General features: G+C 67.9%; 20 protein-coding genes. 4 read left to right on the forward strand and 16 right to left on the reverse strand.

From position 1 onward, the window contains the following. The 7 genes from P9A17_RS29865 to P9A17_RS29895 form a co-directional block, all read right to left on the reverse strand. On the reverse strand, positions 1–3,291 hold the full coding sequence (locus P9A17_RS29865; protein ID WP_278042396.1) for an NHL repeat-containing protein: 3,291 nt from the start codon (positions 3,289–3,291) through the stop codon (positions 1–3). 338 nt (positions 3,292–3,629) lie between these two features. Then, positions 3,630–5,990: a prolipoprotein diacylglyceryl transferase gene (gene lgt / locus P9A17_RS29870; RefSeq protein ID WP_278042397.1), complete on the reverse strand. Its 2,361-nt coding sequence runs from the start codon at positions 5,988–5,990 to the stop codon at positions 3,630–3,632. Then, positions 5,987–6,775, reverse strand: coding sequence for a tryptophan synthase subunit alpha (trpA, locus tag P9A17_RS29875; RefSeq protein ID WP_278042398.1), 789 nt, complete (start codon positions 6,773–6,775; stop codon positions 5,987–5,989). The genes lgt and trpA overlap by 4 nt, the downstream gene beginning before the upstream one ends. Further along, on the reverse strand, positions 6,772–8,034 hold the full coding sequence (gene trpB, locus P9A17_RS29880; RefSeq protein WP_278042399.1) for a tryptophan synthase subunit beta: 1,263 nt from the start codon (positions 8,032–8,034) through the stop codon (positions 6,772–6,774). Before trpB ends, trpA begins: the two co-directional genes overlap by 4 nt. Next, complete coding sequence (gene trpC / locus P9A17_RS29885; protein WP_278042400.1) at positions 8,035–8,853, reverse strand: indole-3-glycerol phosphate synthase TrpC; 819 nt, start codon at positions 8,851–8,853, stop codon at positions 8,035–8,037. Between the two features lie 72 nt (positions 8,854–8,925). Further along, a complete protein-coding gene (locus P9A17_RS29890; protein WP_278042401.1) occupies positions 8,926–9,507 on the reverse strand; it encodes a TIGR02234 family membrane protein in 582 nt (193 codons plus the stop codon). Beyond that, complete coding sequence (locus tag P9A17_RS29895) at positions 9,504–11,030, reverse strand: anthranilate synthase component I (protein WP_278042403.1); 1,527 nt, start codon at positions 11,028–11,030, stop codon at positions 9,504–9,506. Before P9A17_RS29895 ends, P9A17_RS29890 begins: the two co-directional genes overlap by 4 nt. Before the next feature lie 41 nt (positions 11,031–11,071). Between P9A17_RS29895 and P9A17_RS29900 the strand changes: the two genes are divergently transcribed. Next, entirely contained in the window at positions 11,072–11,536 is a 465-nt protein-coding gene (locus P9A17_RS29900; RefSeq protein WP_278042491.1) for a peroxiredoxin, read from the forward strand. Further along, complete coding sequence (locus tag P9A17_RS29905; RefSeq protein ID WP_278042404.1) at positions 11,533–12,324, forward strand: ATP-binding cassette domain-containing protein; 792 nt, start codon at positions 11,533–11,535, stop codon at positions 12,322–12,324. The genes P9A17_RS29900 and P9A17_RS29905 overlap by 4 nt, the downstream gene beginning before the upstream one ends. 3 nt (positions 12,325–12,327) lie before the next feature. Here P9A17_RS29905 and hisI read toward each other — a convergent pair whose 3' ends face one another. Genes hisI through hisD form a run of 8 tightly spaced genes read right to left on the reverse strand, consistent with a single transcriptional unit; the run spans position 12,328 to position 18,710 of the window. Then, positions 12,328–12,675, reverse strand: coding sequence for a phosphoribosyl-AMP cyclohydrolase (hisI, locus tag P9A17_RS29910; RefSeq protein WP_278042405.1), 348 nt, complete (start codon positions 12,673–12,675; stop codon positions 12,328–12,330). Further along, the gene (gene hisF / locus P9A17_RS29915) at positions 12,672–13,457 is read right to left on the reverse strand and encodes an imidazole glycerol phosphate synthase subunit HisF (RefSeq protein ID WP_278042406.1); all 786 of its coding nucleotides are present in this window, start codon (positions 13,455–13,457) and stop codon (positions 12,672–12,674) included. Before hisF ends, hisI begins: the two co-directional genes overlap by 4 nt. Then, positions 13,454–14,272, reverse strand: coding sequence for an inositol monophosphatase (locus P9A17_RS29920; RefSeq protein ID WP_278042407.1), 819 nt, complete (start codon positions 14,270–14,272; stop codon positions 13,454–13,456). Before P9A17_RS29920 ends, hisF begins: the two co-directional genes overlap by 4 nt. Continuing rightward, positions 14,269–15,030 (reverse strand): bifunctional 1-(5-phosphoribosyl)-5-((5-phosphoribosylamino)methylideneamino)imidazole-4-carboxamide isomerase/phosphoribosylanthranilate isomerase PriA, encoded by a 762-nt coding sequence (gene priA, locus P9A17_RS29925; protein WP_278042408.1) that lies wholly within the window; start codon positions 15,028–15,030, stop codon positions 14,269–14,271. The genes P9A17_RS29920 and priA overlap by 4 nt, the downstream gene beginning before the upstream one ends. Before the next feature lie 5 nt (positions 15,031–15,035). Further along, the gene (gene hisH / locus P9A17_RS29930) at positions 15,036–15,656 is read right to left on the reverse strand and encodes an imidazole glycerol phosphate synthase subunit HisH (protein WP_278042409.1); all 621 of its coding nucleotides are present in this window, start codon (positions 15,654–15,656) and stop codon (positions 15,036–15,038) included. After that, positions 15,653–16,261, reverse strand: coding sequence for an imidazoleglycerol-phosphate dehydratase HisB (hisB, locus tag P9A17_RS29935; protein WP_278042410.1), 609 nt, complete (start codon positions 16,259–16,261; stop codon positions 15,653–15,655). The genes hisH and hisB overlap by 4 nt, the downstream gene beginning before the upstream one ends. Then, positions 16,258–17,346 carry a histidinol-phosphate transaminase gene (locus P9A17_RS29940; protein WP_278042492.1) on the reverse strand — a complete coding sequence of 363 codons (1,089 nt, stop codon included), beginning with the start codon at positions 17,344–17,346 and terminating at the stop codon, positions 16,258–16,260. Before P9A17_RS29940 ends, hisB begins: the two co-directional genes overlap by 4 nt. Positions 17,347–17,366: 20 nt before the next feature. Further along, on the reverse strand, positions 17,367–18,710 hold the full coding sequence (hisD, locus tag P9A17_RS29945; RefSeq protein WP_278042411.1) for a histidinol dehydrogenase: 1,344 nt from the start codon (positions 18,708–18,710) through the stop codon (positions 17,367–17,369). 36 nt (positions 18,711–18,746) lie between these two features. On the opposite strand from hisD, the gene P9A17_RS29950 reads away from it, so the two are divergent. Both P9A17_RS29950 and P9A17_RS29955 read left to right on the forward strand, forming a co-directional pair. Further along, on the forward strand, positions 18,747–19,169 hold the full coding sequence (locus tag P9A17_RS29950) for a nitroreductase family deazaflavin-dependent oxidoreductase (protein WP_278042412.1): 423 nt from the start codon (positions 18,747–18,749) through the stop codon (positions 19,167–19,169). Positions 19,170–19,192: 23 nt separating this feature from the next. Next, on the forward strand, positions 19,193–19,831 hold the full coding sequence (locus P9A17_RS29955) for a LysE family transporter (protein WP_278042413.1): 639 nt from the start codon (positions 19,193–19,195) through the stop codon (positions 19,829–19,831). Here the strand turns inward: P9A17_RS29955 and P9A17_RS29960 are convergent. Continuing rightward, positions 19,828–20,277, reverse strand: a complete 450-nt coding sequence (locus tag P9A17_RS29960) for a hypothetical protein (protein ID WP_278042414.1) — start codon at positions 20,275–20,277, stop codon at positions 19,828–19,830. The genes P9A17_RS29955 and P9A17_RS29960 overlap by 4 nt on opposite strands. Between the last annotated feature and the right edge of the window lies 1 nt (position 20,278).

Genomic DNA, 20,278 nt, shown 5'->3' on the forward strand with positions numbered 1-20,278 from the left:
TCATGCCGTGATCACCGAGACAGTCCCCGTCAAGGTGGTGATGTAGACGTTTCCGGCGTTGTCACCGGTGGTGCTGACGGCCACTCCGTAGGCGAAGGCGCCGCCGAGGTCGATGGTGTCGACGATTGCGCCGGCGGGGTTGATCACCGACACCGTGCCCGTGTCACCGTTGGTGACGTAGACGAAGTCGTCGGAGTTCACCGCTACCGCTTGCGGATTGGTCCCGACGGCGATCGTCTTGACGACGGTGCCCGCCGGGTTGATCACCGACACGGTGCCGTCGCCGCTGTTGGCGACATAGGCGTAGCCGACCGAGTTGACGACCACGCCTTGCGGGTTGAGGCCGACAGCGATGGTGCGGACGACGTTGCCGACGGGGCTGATCACCGAGACCGTGCCGCTCTCGTAGTTGGTGACGTATGCATACCCGGCGCGAGGGCCGCCCGCGCTGACCGCCACCCCGGCCGGATTGATTCCGACCTTGCGGGTCCTGACGACGACGCCGTCGGGATTGATCAGCGAGACCGTGCCATCGACGCTGTTGGCGACGAAGACAGAGCCCGTGGGGCCGACCGCGATCCCGCCTGGGCCGGCGCCGACGGCGATGGTGGTGATCGGTGTGCCGTCGGCCTCGAACCACGACACGGAGTTGTCGCCACTGTTGGCGACGTAGATCGCGCCGCCAGGGCCGACGGCCACACCATTGGGACTGTTGCCCACCGCGATGCCGGCGACGACGGTGCCGTCGGGTGTGATGTAGGGAAGTGTCCCGCCGAAATCAACGAAATAGATTGTGCCACGGTTGATTCCCCCCGTACCCGCGCTACCCGCTGCGCCGAGGAACCCGCCGACGTCGACGGTGGAGACCGCGAACGTGGACCCGGCGGCACCGGCGTCGCCGCTTCTACCGATCAACCCGGGCGTGCCGCCTACGCCGCCGTCCCCGGCAAGGCGGGTCACTGACGACGCACCGGTTCCCGCCGCTCCGGCGCCACCACCGTTGCCGCCGTCGCCGCCGTTGCCGAACAGCGCTGCGCCATTACCGCCTGCGCCGCCCGCGCCGCCGGTACTCACCGACGCGCTGTCGGTGTCGGTGTAGACACTGCTGGTGCCGCCGAAGCCGCCGGCCCCTCCGGTGGCGAAAGCGCCGCCGTCACCGCCGCGCCCTCCTGCGCCTGCGGTGGCGTCTCCTCCGGCGCCTCCGGCGTCGCCGACCGAGCCGGTGTAGGCGTTTCCGCCGGAGCCGCCCTCACCACCGTCGGTGAACAGCGTTCCGCCGCCGCCCTTTCCGCCGCCTCCCCCGATGGCTACGCCGCTGCTGTAGGCCTTCGCCGTGCCACCGACACCGCCGACTCCGCCGGCCCGGGCGAGGACTCCGGCCTGGCCACCGGCGCCACCGGTGCCGCCGGCAGCTGATGCGCTGCCCCCGAATGTCTCGGCGGCTCCACCGGCGCCCCCGGCGCCGCCTCTGCTGCCGAACGAACCGCGTCCACCATCGCCGCCGTCACCACCGGTCGCAGAACCGATGGCGCTCGCTGTTCCGCCCGCTCCGCCGGCTCCGCCCGTGCCTGCGGTGAACAAGCCGCCGAAGACACCGCTGTTGCCGCCGTCGCCACCGTTGCCGGCGACCGCGTCACCGTCACCCTTGTTGATGGCGCCATTACCGGGGAACAGGAGGTGCGCGTTACCGCCGACGCCGCCCTGGCCGATCAACAGCACCGATCCTCCACGGCCGCCTGAGCCGCCAGTCGCGGCGCCCGAGCCAGGCGCCCCTTCGCCCCCGTCACCGATGTTGGCGTTCGCACCGGCGCCACCGATGCCACCATTGCCGCCCCGACCGATGATGCTGGCTCCCCCGGCGCCGCCGTTGCCTGCAGTTGCGGCACCGAAAGTACTGAAAACCAGTCCTTCCCAGGCATTTCCACCCGCGCCACCGTCGCCCCAGAACAGGCCGCCGCGTGCGCCGTCGCCGCCGTCGCCGCCCGTCGCGCTGCCTGCCGCGCCGTTACCGTCGACGCCATCCCAGTTCTGCGTGGCGCTACCACCGCCGCCGCCGGCACCGCCGTTGGCGAACAGACCGCTGCGGCCGGCGTTTCCGCCGTTGCCGCCGACGACATCGCCGTTGACTGCGAAGGACACGTAGCCGCCGACGCCGCCGTCACCGCTGGTACCGAACAGACCGCTGTTTCCGCCGTCGCCGCCATGGCCTGCTCGGGCTCCACTCCAGGTCACGCTGCCGTTGTCGGCGCCACCGTATCCGCCGTCGCCGCCGTCTCCCCACAGCCATCCGCCGTTGCCGCCGCGCCCTCCGTTGGTCGCCGCCGAGCTCAGCTCGCCGGTCGTGCCGTCGTAGATGGCGTCCATGCCGTTGCCGCCGTCTCCGCCACGGCCGGTCAGCATGGCGTTGCCGCCGCGGCCGGATTCGCAGGCGCGATCGATACAGCCCGCGGCACCGCCTGCGCCGTTGCCGGGGGTGAATACGCTGCTGAAGAACAGTCCGGCGTTGCCGCCGTCGCCGCCGTTGAACCCGTTGCCGCCCGACCCGAGAAGAAGGCCACCCCGGCCGCCGTTGCAGACCGTGGCGCCCGTGCACTGGGTGTCCGACGAGCTGTAGCTGTAGCCGTTGCCGATCAACAATCCCGCGTTCGGATTCATGGCGGTGCCGTTGGACACGAAGATCGAATAGATCGACTTCAGGATCGCGCCCGGCTGCCACGCCGGTTCGGCCGAAGGGCTGACGGCTGCGGTCCGTCGTGCATTCGCGGCTGGCAAAACTGTTGGAGGTTCGGGCTTCTCGCTCTCGATCACCTCGACCTGGACGGCGGAGTTCTGGTCTGCCTCATCGGCTTCTTCGTCATCTGCGGACGTGGTCAATGAGCCCTTCGATGTGCGGGAGTTCTCGGACTCGTCGACCTCATCCTCCGAGGGATCAATCTCGCTTGTGGGCCCGGCGTCGTCGGACATCTGTTCCGACGGTTCGTCGTGCTCGCGCTGATCACGCTTGCGTTTCGACGACTCGCCGGATTCAGCGGCGGGACCGGCACTGCTGACGTGGGTGCCGGTGCCGGTGCCGGTGCCGGTGTCCGCGGAGGCGATGCCGGATCCAACGGTCAGTGCGGCACCGGCGAGTGCGGCCCCGACTCCCAATCCGAGTGCGCTGACCCCGAGCCAGGAATACGGAGCGACGCGGCCGGAGTTCCACCGGCGCTTGCCCTTCCGGGTACGAGTAGGGCGCCGCCGCGGATCGGCCGCGCGTGGTGAGTTCGAAACGACAGAGTTGGATTGACCCATCGGGGCAGCCCTCCTGGCACACCGAAATCGCAACTATTTGCGGACTCACTGTACGAATTCGCTGCGGATATGCTGTGAAACGACGCGCCGTCAATTTCCGATTCGGCAGGGACTTCCCGATGGTCGATTTGAATTCATTTCTGGGCAGTAAAAGGGAAAACGCCGCTGGTCACGCCGGCAGCGAATCAAGAGAATGCAGCTCCAGATATCCACAAGGCGAACATGAGTAATTAATCGATTGCACCGCCGCGGGAAGTTCACGAGCGCGCAATAGGTTCCAAGTAATTCTGAATGGAATTACTTGGAGTGGGATTCAGCCGAACGGAAAGGGCCGAGCTTCAGCGGTTGCGGCGCCGACGCAGAAACCTGCGAACCACCCCGCCTTGAGCGCTTTCCGTTGCGCTCGAACGGGATTCAGGCGCGGGCGTCGGCTCGTCGTCAGCCTCGTCTGCGTAAGACATGTCGACATCGTCTTGCGGCGCATCGGCCTCGGCCCCGGCCTCGTCAACCACGCCGTCATCAGTCGTAGCCTCGTCGGACTCCGGCTCTACCGACTCATCGTCACCGACCTCGGGCTCCGCCTCGACCTCAGCAGCCAGCTCCTCAGCGTCAGCCGTGCCCTCGACAGCCGCCTCGTGAACTTCCGGCGCCGCCTCGACGGCCTCGGCGACTTCATCGCCTTCCACGGCGCCCAAGCCCACAGCGGCTTCGGTCTCATCGACTACGGCTTCATCAACCTCAGTCTCGTCGACAGCAGCACTTTCCGGCTCAGGCTCTTCCGCCTCGTCAGACTCTGGCTCTACCTCTGCCGCCGTTTCCTCAACTTCAGCATCGGGCTGCGCCGCTGCGGCTTCCTCGTCGGCCTCCGCCTCGACCTCAGCGGCCAGCTCCTCAGCGTCAGCCGTGCCCTCGACAGCCGCCTCGTGAACTTCCGGCGCATCCTCGACGGCCTCGGCGACTTCATCGCCCTCGACCGCTCCCAAGCCTTCGGCGTCGCTCTCGTCGACAGCAGCATCTTCAGCTGCCGCCTCGTCGGACTCCGGCTCTACCGACTCATCGCCATCGACCGCGGGCTCCGCCTCGACCCCAGCAACCAACTCCTCAGCGTCAGCCGTGCCCTCGACAGCCGTCTCGTGAACTTCCGGCGCCGCCTCGACAGCCTCAGCCACCTCGTCGCCCTCGACCGCACCCAAACCCTCAGCGGCGTCGCTCTCGTCGCCAGCAGCATCATCAGCTGCCGCCTCATCGGACTCCGGCTCTACCGACTCATCGTCATCGACCTCGGGCTCCGCCTCGACCTCAGCGGCCAGCTCCTCAGCTGCCGCCTCACCCTCGACAGCCGCCTCGTGAACTTCCGGCGCATCCCCAACAGCTACGGCGACTTCATCGCCCTCAACCGCGCCCAACCCTTCGGCCTCATCAGCCTGGGTCTCATCGTCACCGGTTACGGCATCGTGCGCAGCCGGGGCTCCCTCGGCGGCCTCGACCGCCTCGTCACCCTCGACCGCACCGAGACCGCCGGGTTCGGTCGGCGTCGGCGGGACGTCCGCGTCCTCGTCGATTACGGCGGGCTCGTCGTCGGTTACTTCTTCGTCGGCTACCTCGAGCAGCGCCGCCAGCGTCGCCGCCTCCTCGGCACTGGCGACAGCGGACTCGTGCGCTTCGCTCGCACTTTGTATTGCTTCGGTCGCCTCATCACCCTCGACGGCGCCGACTCCGCCCGCTTCGTTCTCGGAGTGCTCGTCGCGTCCCGCAACCGTCGCCGCCGCAACCACGCCCGTCGCCGACGCCATCGCCACGTCTTTGGCGAGCTCCTCCACGTCGTGCTCGGCGTCCTGGTTGCCCTTCAACGTCTCCGGCGCCTCGCGGCCCTTCGGGGCCACCATGATGTAGACCACCGCGGCGACGAACACGAACGTCGACGTGAAGGTGTTGACGCGGATGCCCGCGAGCAGCGTCGCGGTGTCGCTGCGCATCAGTTCGATCCAGAACCGCCCGACGCAATAGCCCGCGACATACAGTGCAAAAAGTCGGCCGTGCCCAATCTTGAACCGTCGGTCGACAAGAATGAGAACTGCGAAAACCAGGAGATTCCACAGGAGTTCGTACAGGAACGTCGGATGGACCACCTGGACCAACTCGCCGGTGGACACCCCGTTCAGCGAGTCGAGAACACCATTGGCGTTACGCCGCTCGTAGATTTCCAGACCCCAGGGAACTGTGGTCTCGCGACCGTAAAGCTCCTGGTTAAAGTAGTTTCCGAGCCGCCCGATCGCCTGTGCCAGAACGATTCCCGGGGCGATGGCATCGCCGAACGCCGGCAGGGGTATCCCCCGCCGCCTGCACGCGATCCATGCGCCGACGCCGCCGAGCGCGACCGCTCCCCAGATGCCGAGGCCGCCATCCCAGATCCGCAGGGCCGCACCGGGTCCCACACCGTTCTCGCCGAAGTACGTCGGCCAATCCGTCAGGACGTGGTAAAGCCGTCCACCGACGAGGCCGAACGGCACCGCCCACAGCGCCACGTCGTAGATGACGCCCGGTTCGCCGCCCCTAGCCGTCCACCGTCTGTCGCCGAGCACGAGGGCGGCCACGATGCCGACGATGATGAACAGCGCGTAAGCGCGCAACGGGAACGGTCCCAGGTGCCAGACACCCTGCGAGGGACTAGGGATGTAGGCCAGTACCGTCGACGTCACGCGGTGATCCTCTGCCTTACGCCGTCTGCCAGTTCTTCAGTGAGCGAGCGCACCGAGGGGATGCCCTCCTTCAGCGCCGACACGAGTGCCGAGCCGACGATGACGCCGTCGGCGTAGGCGCCGATTTCGGCGGCCTGCTCGCGGGATCGCACGCCAAGCCCGACGCCGACGGGAATGTCCGACACCGCCTTGACCCGGCTGACGAGTTCGGGCGCCGCGTTCGACACCGCGTCACGCGCACCGGTAACACCCATCGTCGACGCTGCATAGACGAACCCGCGGGAAGCCTCGACCGTCGCGGCCAGACGCTCAGGGGTCGACGACGGCGCGACGAGGAAAATCCGGTCCAGATTGTGGGCGTCGGAGGCAACAAACCAGTCGTCCGCCTCGTCGGGAATCAGATCTGGGGTGATGAGTCCGAGCCCGCCTGCGGAGGCCAGGTCGCGCGCAAACGCATCGACCCCCTTGCGCAGCACCGGGTTCCAGTACGTCATGACGACGGCGTGCCCACCGGCGTTGCTGATCGCCTCGACAGCACGGAACGCATCGTGCACCCGGACGCCACCCCGCAGCGCCACCTCGGTCGCGGCTGCGATCGTCGGACCGTCCATCCCAGGGTCGGAGTAGGCGATGCCGACCTCGATGATGTCGCAGCCGGCCTCGACCATCGCCACCATCGCCGCGATCGACGCGTCCACATCAGGGAATCCCGTCGGCAGATAGCCGATCAGCGCCGACCGGTTCTCGGCGCGACACGCGTCGAACAATCCAGCGAGCCTGCTCATGTCGCGCTTTCCTCCAGCAGACCGAACCACTTGGCCGCCGTCTCGACATCCTTGTCGCCGCGGCCGGAGACATTCACCAGGATGATCGCTCCCGCGCCGAGTTCTGACCCGAGCTTCAGCGCGCCCGCGATCGCGTGCGCCGACTCGATCGCCGGGATGATGCCCTCGGTGCGGCTCAGCAGCGACAGCGCGTCCATGGCCTCGGTGTCGGTGATCGGCTGATACTGCGCACGACCGACATCTTTGAGGAGCGCATGCTCCGGGCCGACACCGGGATAGTCCAAACCTGCTGAAATCGAATGGGATTCGACGGTCTGGCCATCGTCGTCCTGCAGGAGATACGAGAAGGAGCCCTGGAACGCGCCGGGCGATCCGCCGGTGAAAGTGGCGGCGTGACGGCCGGTTTCGACTCCGTCGCCCGCGGCCTCATACCCGATGAGGTTCACACCCGGGTCGTCGATGAAGGCATGGAAGATCCCGATGGCGTTCGATCCCCCACCGACACAGGCGACGACCGCGTCGGGCAGCCGCCCGGCCTGGTCGAGCATCTGCGCCCTGGCTTCCATCCCGATGACGCGCTGGAAGTCACGCACCATCAATGGGAACGGGTGCGGGCCCGCCGCAGTCCCGAAGCAGTAATACGTGTTGTCCGCGTTGCTGACCCAGTCGCGGAATGTCTCGTTGATCGCGTCTTTCAACGTCTTCGACCCGGACTCGACCGCGACCACCGATGCACCGAGCAGCCGCATCCTGGCCACGTTGAGCGCCTGACGCGCGGTATCGACGGCGCCCATGTAGATGACACATTCCAGGCCGAGCAGCGCACACGCCGTCGCCGTCGCCACGCCGTGCTGGCCGGCACCTGTCTCGGCGATCACCCGGGTCTTGCCCATCTGCTTGGCGAGCAGGGCCTGACCGAGCACGTTGTTGATCTTGTGAGAACCGGTGTGGTTGAGGTCTTCTCGCTTCAGAAAGATCCGCGCCCCACCGGCGTGCTCACTGAGCCGCTCCGCTTCGTAGAGCGGCGACGGGCGGCCGGTGTAATGCTTCTGCAAACGATCCAGCTCGTCGAGGAACGTCTGATCGCCTCGGGCTTTCTCGTAGGCGGCAGTCACCTCTTCGATGACGGCCATCAGCGCTTCGGGAACCAACCGCCCGCCGTAGGCACCGAAATGCCCCCTGGCGTCAGGGTCGTGCGACGTGGGCTCGGCAACCGCCGCGCTGGCACGCGGCAGATCCGGACCTGAGTGTTCAGCCACTTAACGCGCGGGTTTCGGGCACGACGGATGCGCACCGGCAGTGACCAGATCGGCGACGGCACTGCGCGGATCACCACTGGTGACCAGACCCTCGCCGACGAGAACACCGTCAGCGCCGGCCCCCGCGTAGGCAAGCAGGTCGGCGGTGCCGCGGACACCCGACTCCGCGATTTTGATGACCTTGCTCGGCAGTCCCGGCGCGATGCGTGCGAAGCAATCCCTGTCGACTTCGAGCGTCTTCAGATTCCGGGCATTCACGCCGATCAACGAGGCGCCGGCCTGCAGCGCCCGGTCAGCCTCTTCCTCGGTGTGCACCTCGACCAGCGCCGTCATCCCGAGCGACTCGGTGCGCTCCAAGAGCGATTCCAATGCGGGTTGCTCCAGAGCCGCGACGATCAACAGCAGTAAGTCCGCGCCGTGAGCTCGCGCCTCATGAATCTGGTAGGGGCGAACGATAAAGTCCTTGCGCAGCACCGGAATCGACACGGCGGCGCGGACTGCGTCCAAGTCGTCGAGCGACCCGTTGAAGCGGCGCTGTTCAGTAAGCACGCTGATCACGCGCGCGCCGCCGTCTTCGTAGGAACTGGCCAGCTGCGCAGGATCGGCGATCGAGGCGAGCTCGCCGCGGGACGGGCTGGCGCGCTTGACCTCGGCGATCACCGCGATCCCGGGAGCGCGCAACGCGGCCATGACGTCGAGGGGCGCCGGAGCCCGCTTGGCCGCCTCTTTGACCTCGGAAAGGCTGACAACGGCCTCTCGTGCGGCAACGTCAGCGAGCACTCCCTCGATGATGGAGTCGAGCACGGTCGCCGAACTCATAGGCGTCGTTTCCCTTCCCCTGACGTCCATTCGATTACCACCGAAGGGTAGTCGCCACCGAGCCATGCTCTGTCACCGCCCCTTGCTGTCCGGGTTGGTCGGGTCGCGCCCCTCGTCGAGGGCATCCCAGATCATCCGCTCCGACATCGCCGCCTCGGGCGTCTCCGCCTTGGCGGCCGGCCGACGGGCGTAACGCGCCACCTCGGTGCGACCTCCCGTCCCCGAACGCATGAGCAGCACCGCGCCCACCAGCGACAGCGCCGCGGCCAGCAGCGTCACGACCGCGCCGACGTAGTGCCGCTCCGTGCCGAGCAGATCCGCCACCGGCACCTCGGCGAGACGGGCCGCACGCACCGCGACATCCTCGACCACCCACAAGCTGATTCCCAGGTAACCCATACCGGCGCTGGCCGCCGCGACCAGCACTGCCAGCACCCGGAGCACCCAGCCGCGCACCGCCAGCACCGCGACCGCCGCCGCCACAGCCAGCAACGCCAGCGGGACCAGGGCCGTCGACCACGTCGCTCCGGAAAGGTCGGCCGTCTTCGGCTGGCCCAGCCCGTCGAACGACGTGATTTGCACCCACGTGAGCCGCGACGCCCCCCACAGCCCCGCCGCGGACAGCACCAGAAGTAGCTGGGCCACCCGGATCATGGCTCGGCCAACGTCTCGGCAGCCGCAATCGCGGCGAGCACCGCACGCGCCTTGTTGGCGGACTCGTTGTACTCGTACGGACCGTTGGAGTCCGCGACGACACCGCCGCCGGCCTGCACGTACGCGGTGCCGTTGCGCATCAGGGCTGTGCGGATCGCGATCGCGAAATCGGCGTTGCCCGCGAAATCCAGATAGCCGAGCACGCCACCGTAGAGACCGCGACGCGTCTTCTCGACCTCTTCGATGAGCTCCATCGCACGGACTTTGGGCGCCCCCGACAGCGTTCCCGCGGGGAAGCACGCCGTCACGGCATCCAGCGCGGTCTTGTCGTCGGCGAGCAGACCCGTCACCGTCGACACCAGGTGCATGACGTGGCTGTAGCGCTCGATGTGGCTGTAGTCCTCGACCTTGACGGTGCCCGGCCGGCAGACTCGGCCGAGGTCGTTGCGGCCGAGATCGACCAGCATCAGGTGTTCGGCGCGCTCCTTCTCGTCGGAGAGCAGTTCCTTCTCGAGCAGGACGTCTTCCTCTTCGGTGTCACCGCGCCAGCGGGTGCCCGCGATCGGGTGGGTCGTCGCACGGCCCTCCTTGACGGTGACGAGTGCCTCCGGGCTGGAACCGACGATCGAGAAGTCCAGTCCCCCAACCTGATTCGGCACATTCAGCAGGTACATGTACGGACTGGGGTTGGTCACCCGCAACATCCGGTAGACATCGAGAGGATCGGCGTCGGTATCCATCTCGAAGCGCTGCGACGGAACCACCTGGAACGCCTCGCCGGCCTCGATGTCGCCGACGAGTTTGTCGACGATCTCGGTGTACTGCTCGACGGTGCGCTGCGACCGATGCAGCGGCGCGGGCCTGCTGAACGTCGCGACGGTGGAGCTCAGCGGCTCCGCCAGGGCGGCCGTCATGACATCGAGGCGGGCCACGGCGTCGTCATAGGCCCAGTCGACTCGTTCATCGGTGCCGTTCCAGTTCACCGCGTTGGCGATCAGCGTGATGGTGCCCTCGTGGTGGTCGACGGCGGCGACATCGGTTGCCAGCAGCAGCATCATGTCCGGCAGACCGAGGTCGTCGACCGTCAGCTCGGGCAGCCGTTCCAACCGGCGCACCATGTCGTAGGCGAAGAACCCGACCAGTCCCGACGACAGCGGCGGCAGACCCGGCAGGGCGGCCGTCTCCAGCAGCGTCAAGGTCGCTGTGAGGGCGTGCAGCGGGTCGCCACCTGCGGGTGCGTCCTGCGGGGTGACACCCAGCCAGACCGCCTCGCCGTCGCGCACCGTCAGCGCGGACGGGGCGCCCGCGCCGATGAACGACCAGCGCGACCACGACCGCCCGTTCTCCGCGGACTCCAGGAGGAAGGTCCCGGGACGGTTGGCGGCCAGCTTGCGGTACGCCGAGAGCGGCGTCTCGCTGTCGGCGAGCACTTTGCGGGTCACTGGGACCACCCGGTGCTCGGCGGCCAGCGCCCGGAAGTCCTCACGCGACGTTGTCGTGGTGAGGTTGGCGGTCGTCTGCACCCCGCGATTCTCCCAGACGTACCGTAGTGACCGTGAATCCAGTGCAAAAGGGTGACCGGGTCAACGAGTTCGAACTACCGGACCAGACGGGAACGACGCGGACGCTCACCGAGCTGCTCGCGGGTGGCCCCATCGTGCTGTTCTTCTACCCGGCCGCGATGACGCCCGGGTGCACCAAGGAGGCCTGCCACTTCCGCGACCTCGCGGGCGAATTCGCAGCCGTCGGCGCGAGCCGGGTGGGCATCAGCGCCGACACCGTCGACAAGCAGGCCGAGTTCGCCGAGAAGCAGAAGTTCGACTATCCGCTGCTGTCGGACACCGAGGGTGTCGTCGCCGCGCAGTTCGGCGTCAAGCGCGGGCTGCTCGGCAAGTTCATGCCGGTGAAGCGGACGACGTTCGTCATCGACACCGACCGCACCATCCTCGAGGTCATCGCCAGCGAGTTCAGCATGGATACCCACGCCGACAAGGCCCTCGAGGTGTTGCGCCAGCGCCAGTCAGCATGACCGTCCTCGAGCTCTCCGATGTGACGTTCCGCCGCAACGGCAAACAGATCATCGACGGCATCTCGCTGACGGTGCGCGAGGGTGAGCACTGGGCGCTGCTCGGGCCCAACGGTGCGGGCAAGAGCACGCTACTGGGCTTCTGCGCGGCGAACACGTTCCCGACGTCGGGGACGGTCCGGATTCTGGGCGAGCAGATGGGTCGGGTGGATCTGTCGACGCTGCGGCATTCGATCGGGCACGTCAATCCCCGTCACCAACTGCAGTATTCGCTGACGGTCCGCGATGTCGTGATGACGGGCATCACCGCCACCATCGACACGCCGATGCGCTGGCATGCCAGCAGCGAGGAGTCGTCACGGGCCGACGCGATGATCGCCGCAGTGGGTCTGTCCCACAAGGCAGACGACGTGTGGCCCACGCTGTCGCAGGGCGAGCGCGGACGCACGCTGATCGCCAGGGCGCTGATAGCCGAGCCACGCCTGCTGCTGCTCGACGAGCCGTCGACGGGACTGGATGTGGCTGCGCGCGAACAACTTCTGGAGACCATCGACTCGCTCGACCAGACCCATCCTGAGGTGGCGTCGATCCTCGTCACGCATCACCTTGAGGAACTGCCGATCACGACGACGCACGCGCTGCTCATCTCCGAGGGGCGCACAGTCGCCAGCGGCCCGGCCCGCGAGACGATCACCACCGAGACGGTGTCGGAAGCCTTCGCCCACCCCGTGGTGGTCGGCTACGACGAGGGACGCTGGACGGCCCGCGCGAAGGCTTCGCGGATCATGTAGCGGCTACGCCTCCGGTCCGAGCAACTCGTCGGCGTCGAAGCAGGTGTGGTCGCCGGTGTGGCATGCGCCGCCGATCTGGTCGACCTCCAAAAGCACGGTGTCGCCGTCGCAGTCGAGCCGAACGGCATGCACGTACTGCGTGTGACCGGACGTCAGGCCCTTGACCCACTGCTCGCCACGTGATCGCGAAAAGTACGTTGCTTCACGGGTTTCCAGCGTGCGGGCCAGCGCGTCGTCGTCCATCCACGCGACCATCAGGACCTGCCCGGTCCCCCGCTCCTGAACCACCGCGGTGAACAGGCCGTCGGCATTGCGCTTCAGACGCGACGCGATCGCCGTATCCAAGGTCACCTCACCACGATCCCTTCGGACTTCATCGCCGCCTTCACCTGGCCGATGGTCAAGTCTCCGAAGTGGAACACGCTGGCGGCCAGAACGGCGTCAGCCCCTGCAACAACGGCGGGCGCGAAATGTTCCACCGCACCGGCGCCGCCGCTGGCGATCACCGGGACGGTCACCGCGCCGCGCACCGCACGCAGCATTCGCAGGTCGAAGCCCGCCTTGGTGCCGTCGGCATCCATCGAGTTCAGCAGGATCTCCCCGACTCCGAGTTCGGCGCCGCGGCTGGCCCACTCGACAGCGTCGATCCCGGTGCCGCGCCGGCCTCCGTGCGTGGTCACCTCCCAGCCCGACGGTGTCGGCTCAGAACCCTCGGGGACCGTGCGGGCATCGACCGACAGCACGATGCACTGCGATCCGAACTGCCGCGACAGCTCCGAGAGCAGCTCGGGGCGCGCGATCGCCGCCGTGTTCACCGACACCTTGTCCGCACCGGCCCGCAGCAGCACGTCGACGTCGGCGACAGACCGCACGCCACCGCCCACGGTCAGCGGGATGAACACCTGCTCGGCGGTGCGGCGCACCACCTCCAACATCGTGGTCCGGCCCGACGATGACGCGGTGACGTCGAGGAACGTCAGCTCGTCGGCACCTTCGGCGTCGTAGGCTGCGGCGAGTTCGACCGGGTCACCGGCATCGCGCAGATTAGCGAAGTTGACGCCCTTGACCACGCGGCCGTCGTCGACATCGAGGCACGGGATCACCCGGGTGGCGACGTCGCCGGCGGCGTTCACAAGTAGTCCTTCGGATCGCCGACGGCGTGGACGATCTTCAGAATCTCTTCGTGAACGCCGGGCGCGGCGGCCAGCGCCGACGGCGACGACGACGTCCACGGCTCTCCGGCGAGATCGGTGACGACGCCACCGGCGGCTCGCACCAGCGCCACACCGGCCGCGTGATCCCAGACGTGATGCCCGAAACTGATTGCCCCACCAAGGATTCCAGCTGCCACGTAGGCGAAGTCGAGGCCCGTGGAGCCGTGCATCCGCAGGCGTGAGCATTCACGGCTGAGTCCCTCGATGACCTTCACGCGATAGCGCCCGGGATAGCGTCCGCGTGAGTCGATGTTGAAAGTGCCGATGGCCACGATGGATTCGCCGAGGATGGCGGCATCGAGGCGCTCGACATCGGAGCCGTTGCATTGCACCGGGCCGCCCGCGATCGACGTGTAGCTCTGCGACACGAACGGCAGCCACGTCAGTCCCAGCACGGGGTCGCCGTCGGCGAGCAGGCTGAGCAGTATCGCTGCTGTCGGCAGTCCCGCCGCGTAGTTGAACGTGCCATCGATCGGATCGAGCACCCAGACCAGCTCGGAATCGAGCGGCTCGCCGCCGAATTCTTCTCCGTGCACCCCGATTCCGGTTAGCTTCGTCAGCTCGGCGACCACGCGTCGCTCAATCGCCAGGTCGACCTCGGTCGCGAAGTCGTTACCCTTCTTCTCGACAGCGGAGTCGGCGCGGTGCCCCGCGACGAACTGCCCTGAGGCGGCATCGAGCACCCCCGCCGCGATGGTCAGCAGATCGGCCAGCTGCCCGCGGTCCAGTGTCACGTGCCGACCGCGTCGAGCGCCTGCGGCAGCGTGAATCGGCCTGCATACAACGCTTTTCCAACGATCGCGCCTTCGACGCCTTGGCCGGTCAGCGTCGCGATCGCGCGCAGATCGTCGAGGCTGGAGACCCCACCCGAGGCGATGACGGGAGCATCCGTGCGCTCGCAGACCTCGCCGAGCAGGTCGAGGTTGGGCCCGTTGAGCGTGCCGTCCTTGGTCACGTCGGTGACGACGAAACGCGAACAGCCTTCGCGGTCAAGGCGTTCCAGCACCGTCCACAGGTCGCCACCGTCAGTCTCCCAGCCGCGGCCGCGCAGGCGGTACTGCCCGTCCTCGATCTTGGCGTCGAGCCCGACGGCCACCTTGTCGCCGTGCTCGGCGACGATCCGAGCACACCACTCGGGGTTCTCCAACGCGGCGGTGCCGATGTTCACCCGCGCGCAGCCGGTGGCCAGCGCCGCGGCCAGCGATTCGTCGTCGCGGATGCCGCCCGACAGCTCCACGGCGACATCGAGCTTTCCGACAACCTCGGCGAGTAGTTCGCGGTTGGAGCCGCGCCCGAAGGCGGCGTCGAGGTCGACGAGGTGGATCCACTCCGCACCGTCGCGCTGCCACGTCATCGCGGCGTCGAGCGCCGACCCGTACTCCGTCTCACTGCCCGCCTGCCCCTGGACGAGGCGTACGGCACGGCCCTCCACCACGTCGACGGCGGGCAAAAGGATGAGTCGTGCGGAAGAATCCGCTCCGGCGCTGTTCACGACGGTCAACTTAGCGCCCCGACCCAGTTCGACAGTAATTCTGCGCCGGCGTCCCCACTCTTCTCCGGGTGGAACTGGGTCGCCGACAGCGGCCCGTCCTCGACCGCCGCCAGGAACGGGACGTGGTGCGTGGCCCAGGTCAGCCGCGCCGAGGCGTCTCCCTCCCACTGCTGGGCGGCATACGAGTGCACGAAGTAGAAGCGGGTGTCGTCGCTCATTCCGTGGAAGAGCACGCTGTCGGCAGGGGCGTCGACGAGGTTCCAGCCCATGTGCGGGATGACGGGCGCGTCGAGCCGGACGACGGAGCCGGGCCACTGCCCGCAGCCCGTCGACTCGACGCCGAACTCGACGCCGCGGGAGAACAGGATCTGCATGCCGACGCAGACGCCGAGCACCGGACGTCCGGCCGCGAGCCGCTCGGCAATGATCTTCTCGCCGCCGATCGCCCGCAGCCCCGTCATGCATGCCTCATACGCACCGACGCCGGGAACGACGAGCCCGTCGGCATTGGCCGCCGCCGACGGATCCGCGGTGACCTCGACCTCTGCTCCGACGCGCTCGAGGGCGCGCTGCGCCGAGCGCAGGTTGCCGGAGCCGTAGTCCAGGACGACGAGTTTCTTGGTCACAGAGTGCCTTTGGTGGACGGCACGCCGGTGACGCGAGGGTCGTACTCGACGGCCTGGCGCAATGCTCGCGCGACGGCCTTGTACTCGGCTTCGGTGATGTGGTGCGGATCGCGCCCGTACAGCGTGCGGACATGGAGCGCGATTCGCGCGTTGTAGGCCAGCGATTCGAAGACGTGCCGGTTGACCACCGTGTGGTACGGCGCAGCGGAACCCGCAATGGTGAACTGCACCATGTAGTCCGGCTCACCGGTGTGCACGAAGTACGGCCGGCCGGAGACGTCGACGGCGGCGTGCGCCAGGCATTCGTCCATCGGGATGAACGCATCGCCGAAGCGGCGGATGCCCTTCTTGTCGCCGAGAGCCTGCGCGAGCGCCTGGCCGAGCACGATCGCGGTGTCCTCGATCGTGTGGTGCCCCTCGATCTCGATATCACCCACCGCTTTCACGGTGAGGTCGAAGCTGGCGTGGGTGCCCAGCGAGGTCAGCATGTGGTCGAAGAACGGCACGCCGGTCTCGACACTGACCTGACCGGTGCCATCGAGGTCGAGTTCGACGACGATGTCGGATTCCTTGGTCTTACGTTCGACCTTGGCGCGACGGCTCATTTCACTCCTATCCGGGCACTGGCTGCCAGCAGCGCGTCGTTCTCGTCGGCAAGTCCGATGGTGGTGCGCAGGAATCCGGGGATCCCGACGTCGCGGATCAGGACACCCTGATCCAGATAGCGCTGCCATGTCGCGGGGGCGTCGGCGAACTCACCGAACAGCACGAAGTTCGCGTCGCTCGGGATCACCCGGAAACCCATGCCCGCCAACGCTTCCGACACCCGGTCACGCTCCGAGGCCAGGGTCGCCACGCTACCGAGCGTGTCGTCTGCGTGGCGCAGTGCGGCGCGGGCGGCGGCCTGCGTCACCGACGACAGGTGGTAGGGCAGACGCACCAGCAGCATCGCGTCGATGACGGCGGGGGCGGCGACCAGGTAGCCGAGGCGGCCACCCGCGAAAGCGAATGCCTTGCTCATCGTCCGGCTGACGACCAGTCGCCTCGGGTAGGTGTCGAGCAGGGCGATCGCGCTCGGCTGCGACGAGAACTCGCCGTAGGCCTCGTCGACGATCATGATTCCGCCCGTCATGGCGTCGAGCAGCAGGCGGAGGTCGTCGAGCGAAACGCTCTGTCCCGACGGGTTGTTGGGGCTCGTCACGAACACGACGTCGGGGCTGTGCTCCTTGATCGCGGTGGCGGCGACGGCGGCGTCGAGCCCGAAGTCGTCGGCGCGGTTGGCCACCAGCCACTGGGTCTGCGTGCCGTCGGAGATGATCGGATGCATCGAGTACGAGGGCACGAAACCGATCGCGCTGCGACCCGGCCCGCCGAACGCCTGCAGCAGCTGCTGCAGGATCTCGTTGGAACCGTTGGCCGCCCAGACGTTCTCGACACCGACGGTGTTGCCGGTCTGCGCCGTCAGATACGCGGCGAGGTCGGTGCGCAGCGCCACGGCGTCGCGGTCGGGATAGCGGTGCAACTCCCCCGCCGCCTCCCGAACCGATGCGGCGACGTCGTCGATCAGGGCCTGGGTCGGCGGGTGCGGGTTCTCGTTGGTGTTGAGACGCACCGGGACAACCAATTGCGGTGCCCCATAAGGCGATTTGCCGCGCAGATCGTCGCGCAGCGGCAGATCGTCGAGGGAGATGCCGCCTCCGAGAGTTGTCGTCACCTTTCGAACCTCCGGCGCACTGCTTCGCCGTGGCTCGGCAGATTCTCGGCATTCGCCAGCGTGATCACGTAACCGGACACGTCTTTCAGCGCCGCCTCGGTGTAGTCGACGACGTGGATGCCGCGCAGGAACGTCTGCACCGACAGGCCACTGGAGTGCCGCGCGCACCCTGCGGTGGGCAACACGTGGTTGGAGCCGGCGCAGTAGTCCCCGAGGCTGACCGGCGACCAGGCGCCGACGAAAATGGCTCCGGCCGAACGGATCCGGCCGGCCACTTCGGCGGCGTTGACGGTCTGGATCTCGAGATGTTCTGCGGCGTAGGCGTTCACGGTCCGCACTCCGGCCTCGATGTCGTCGACCAGAACGATGGCCGACTGCTGCCCGCTCAGGGCGGCGGTCACGCGTTCGCGGTGCACCGTCGTCTCCAACTGCACGGCCAGCTCGCGATCCGTGGCGTCGGCCAACGAGGTGCTGTCGGTGACGAGCACGCTGGCGGCCATCTCGTCGTGCTCGGCCTGGCTGATCAGGTCGGCGGCGACATGGACCGGGTCGGCGGTGTGGTCGGCCAGGATGGCGATCTCGGTGGGCCCGGCCTCGGCGTCGATGCCCACCTGCGAGCGGCATATCCGTTTGGCGGCGGTCACGTAGATGTTGCCGGGCCCAGTGATCATGTCGACGGGAGCCAGCTCGGTTCCATCGGTGTCGGTGCCGCCGTACGCCAGCAGCGCGACGGCCTGCGCACCGCCGACGGCCCAGACCTCGTCGACGCCGAGCAGTGCGGCCGCGGCGAGGATCGTGGGGTGGGGTAGGCCGTCAAAGTCGGCCTGTGGCGGGCTGGCGATCACCAGCGAATCGACGCCGGCGGTCTGCGCGGGCACGACGTTCATCACGACACTGGACGGGTAGACGGCGTTGCCGCCGGGCACGTAGAGACCGACCCGCTCGACGGGCACCCAGCGCTCGGTGACCGTTGCGCCGGGCGCAAGGGTGGTCGTGCTGTCGGTGCGGCGTTGATCTGCGTGGACGGCGCGGGCCCGCTCGATCGCCACCTCGAGAGCGGCCCGCACATCGGCGTCGAGGTCAGCAAGTGCTGCTGCCAGGCGCGCCGCAGGGACGCGGACCTGGTCGGGACGGATCCCGTCGAACGTGGCACCGTACTCAAGAGCCGCCTCGGCGCCGCGCTCGGCGATCGCGTCGACGATCGGCCGCACCTTCGGAACCACGGCGTCGACGTCGACCCCGCCACGAGGCAGGGCCGTGCGCAAACGAGCCGCCGACAGCTCTGCACCACGCAGGTCGATGCGCCGCAGGAGCGCTGGCGATACATTCACGCTGACCATTGTCCCAGAGCTGCACAAATCAGTATCGGAGGCGTCATGTCCGATCGGACGAACAGAAGCACCCACCCCAACAACGCACCCGGCGTTCCGATGATCTTTCCGGTGTGGTTCGAGAAACTGCAGATCAAATACATCAATCCCCTGCTCAGGCCGCTGTCGAAGCGGATGCCCGGCCTCGCCGTCATCAAGCACCGCGGGCGCACATCGGGCAAGGACTACGAGACGATCATCACCCCGTACCGCAAAGGCTCGGTCGTGGCGATCGGGCTGGCACACGGCAAGACCAACTGGGCCAAGAACGTGCTCGCTGCTGGAGAGGCGGACCTGCAGGTCGGCAGCAAGACGCTACACCTGGTCCGGCCACGCGTGTTGCCCGCCGGCACTCAGGACCCGACGCTGCCGCGGGTAGCCCAGATGCTGCTCAAACGTTCGGGCATTTTCGTCGCCGATATCGCTTGACCTGACCTGAAACACTCGACGCCATGACCTGGCAGATGTGGTTGGCGTTCTTCGGTGCGGCGATCGTGATTGCGGTGACGCCGGGGCCGGGTGCGGTGCAGTCGATGGCGACCGGTCTCACGCACGGCGTGAAGCGGGGCTACTGGAGCATTTTCGGGCTCGAGGTGGGCCTGATGCTGCAACTGGCACTCGTCGCCGTCGGACTCGGTGCCGCCGTCGCCAGTTCGATGGTCGCGTTCACCGTGATCAAGTGGCTGGGCGTCGCGTACCTTGCCTACCTGGCGGTGCGGCAGTGGAGATCCGAACCCATCGATCTGACCGCCCAGGTCGACCGAGCAGTGGACGGCGGCCGCGTGTCTCTGATGGTGCGCGGCTTCCTGGTCAATGCCACCAACCCCAAGGGGCTGCTGTTCTTCCTCGCTGTGATGCCGCAGTTCGTCGTTCCGACGGCGCCGCTTCTGCCGCAGTACCTCACCATCGGCGTCACGATGATGGCGGTCGACCTGGTGGTCATGGGCCTCTACACGGCGCTGTCCGTGCGGCTGCTGGCCTGGCTGCGCACGCCGCGTCAGCAGACGGTGCTCAACCGCTCGATCTCGGCGTTGTTCGCCGGTGCGGCGGTGGTGCTCGCGCTGGTGCGGCGTGGTCCGGCTGCCGTTTAGCCGCACCGGCCGCTGATGGCAGCGCTGGCGGCTTCGGCGTCCTGCAGCCGGCCCGCTTGCGCCGCGGCGGTGTTCGGCACGCCGGCGGTGGCTGCCGCGCCGATGTCCATCAGCTGGTTGGCGAACCGGCGGACCTCGCTTGCCAGGTCCGTGGGCGTGGCCGGATCGAGGCGGGCCAACAGATACTGACCACCGTCGAACAGCGCGACGCGGGCATTGGCCGCGACGGCCATGGCACCCGCGATGTCGTCGGATCCCCCGGGCGGCGTCACATTGGTGTTCGTCGCCACACCGGTGCGTACGATTTCGAACGCCGAGCAGATCGCGGTCTTCGCGTCGGTTCGCTGGGCGTCGGTGTAGTCGGCTTCGCCGTCGAACGTGCGGAACAGCGCGAGCACCGCGACGCCGAGCGCCAATACCGCCACCGCCAGGGCCGCCAGTTTCATG

This window comes from Mycobacterium sp. 236(2023) (assembly GCF_029623955.1).
In the GTDB taxonomy this organism is placed as follows: Bacteria; Actinomycetota; Actinomycetes; order Mycobacteriales; family Mycobacteriaceae; genus Mycobacterium.

Excerpts from the sequence above, each read along its gene's own strand:
- P9A17_RS29865 (WP_278042396.1), bottom strand. The coding sequence starts at position 3,291 with ATGGGTCAATCCAACTCTGTCGTTTCGAACTCACCACGCGCGGCCGAT.
- trpA (WP_278042398.1), bottom strand. The coding sequence starts at position 6,775 with ATGAGCAGGCTCGCTGGATTGTTCGACGCGTGTCGCGCCGAGAACCGG.
- trpC (WP_278042400.1), bottom strand. The coding sequence starts at position 8,853 with ATGAGTTCGGCGACCGTGCTCGACTCCATCATCGAGGGAGTGCTCGCT.
- P9A17_RS29890 (WP_278042401.1), bottom strand. The coding sequence starts at position 9,507 with ATGATCCGGGTGGCCCAGCTACTTCTGGTGCTGTCCGCGGCGGGGCTG.
- P9A17_RS29905 (WP_278042404.1), top strand. The coding sequence starts at position 11,533 with ATGACCGTCCTCGAGCTCTCCGATGTGACGTTCCGCCGCAACGGCAAA.
- hisB (WP_278042410.1), bottom strand. The coding sequence starts at position 16,261 with ATGAGCCGTCGCGCCAAGGTCGAACGTAAGACCAAGGAATCCGACATC.
- hisD (WP_278042411.1), bottom strand. The coding sequence starts at position 18,710 with ATGGTCAGCGTGAATGTATCGCCAGCGCTCCTGCGGCGCATCGACCTG.
- P9A17_RS29950 (WP_278042412.1), top strand. The coding sequence starts at position 18,747 with ATGTCCGATCGGACGAACAGAAGCACCCACCCCAACAACGCACCCGGC.
- P9A17_RS29955 (WP_278042413.1), top strand. The coding sequence starts at position 19,193 with ATGACCTGGCAGATGTGGTTGGCGTTCTTCGGTGCGGCGATCGTGATT.
- P9A17_RS29960 (WP_278042414.1), bottom strand. The coding sequence starts at position 20,277 with ATGAAACTGGCGGCCCTGGCGGTGGCGGTATTGGCGCTCGGCGTCGCG.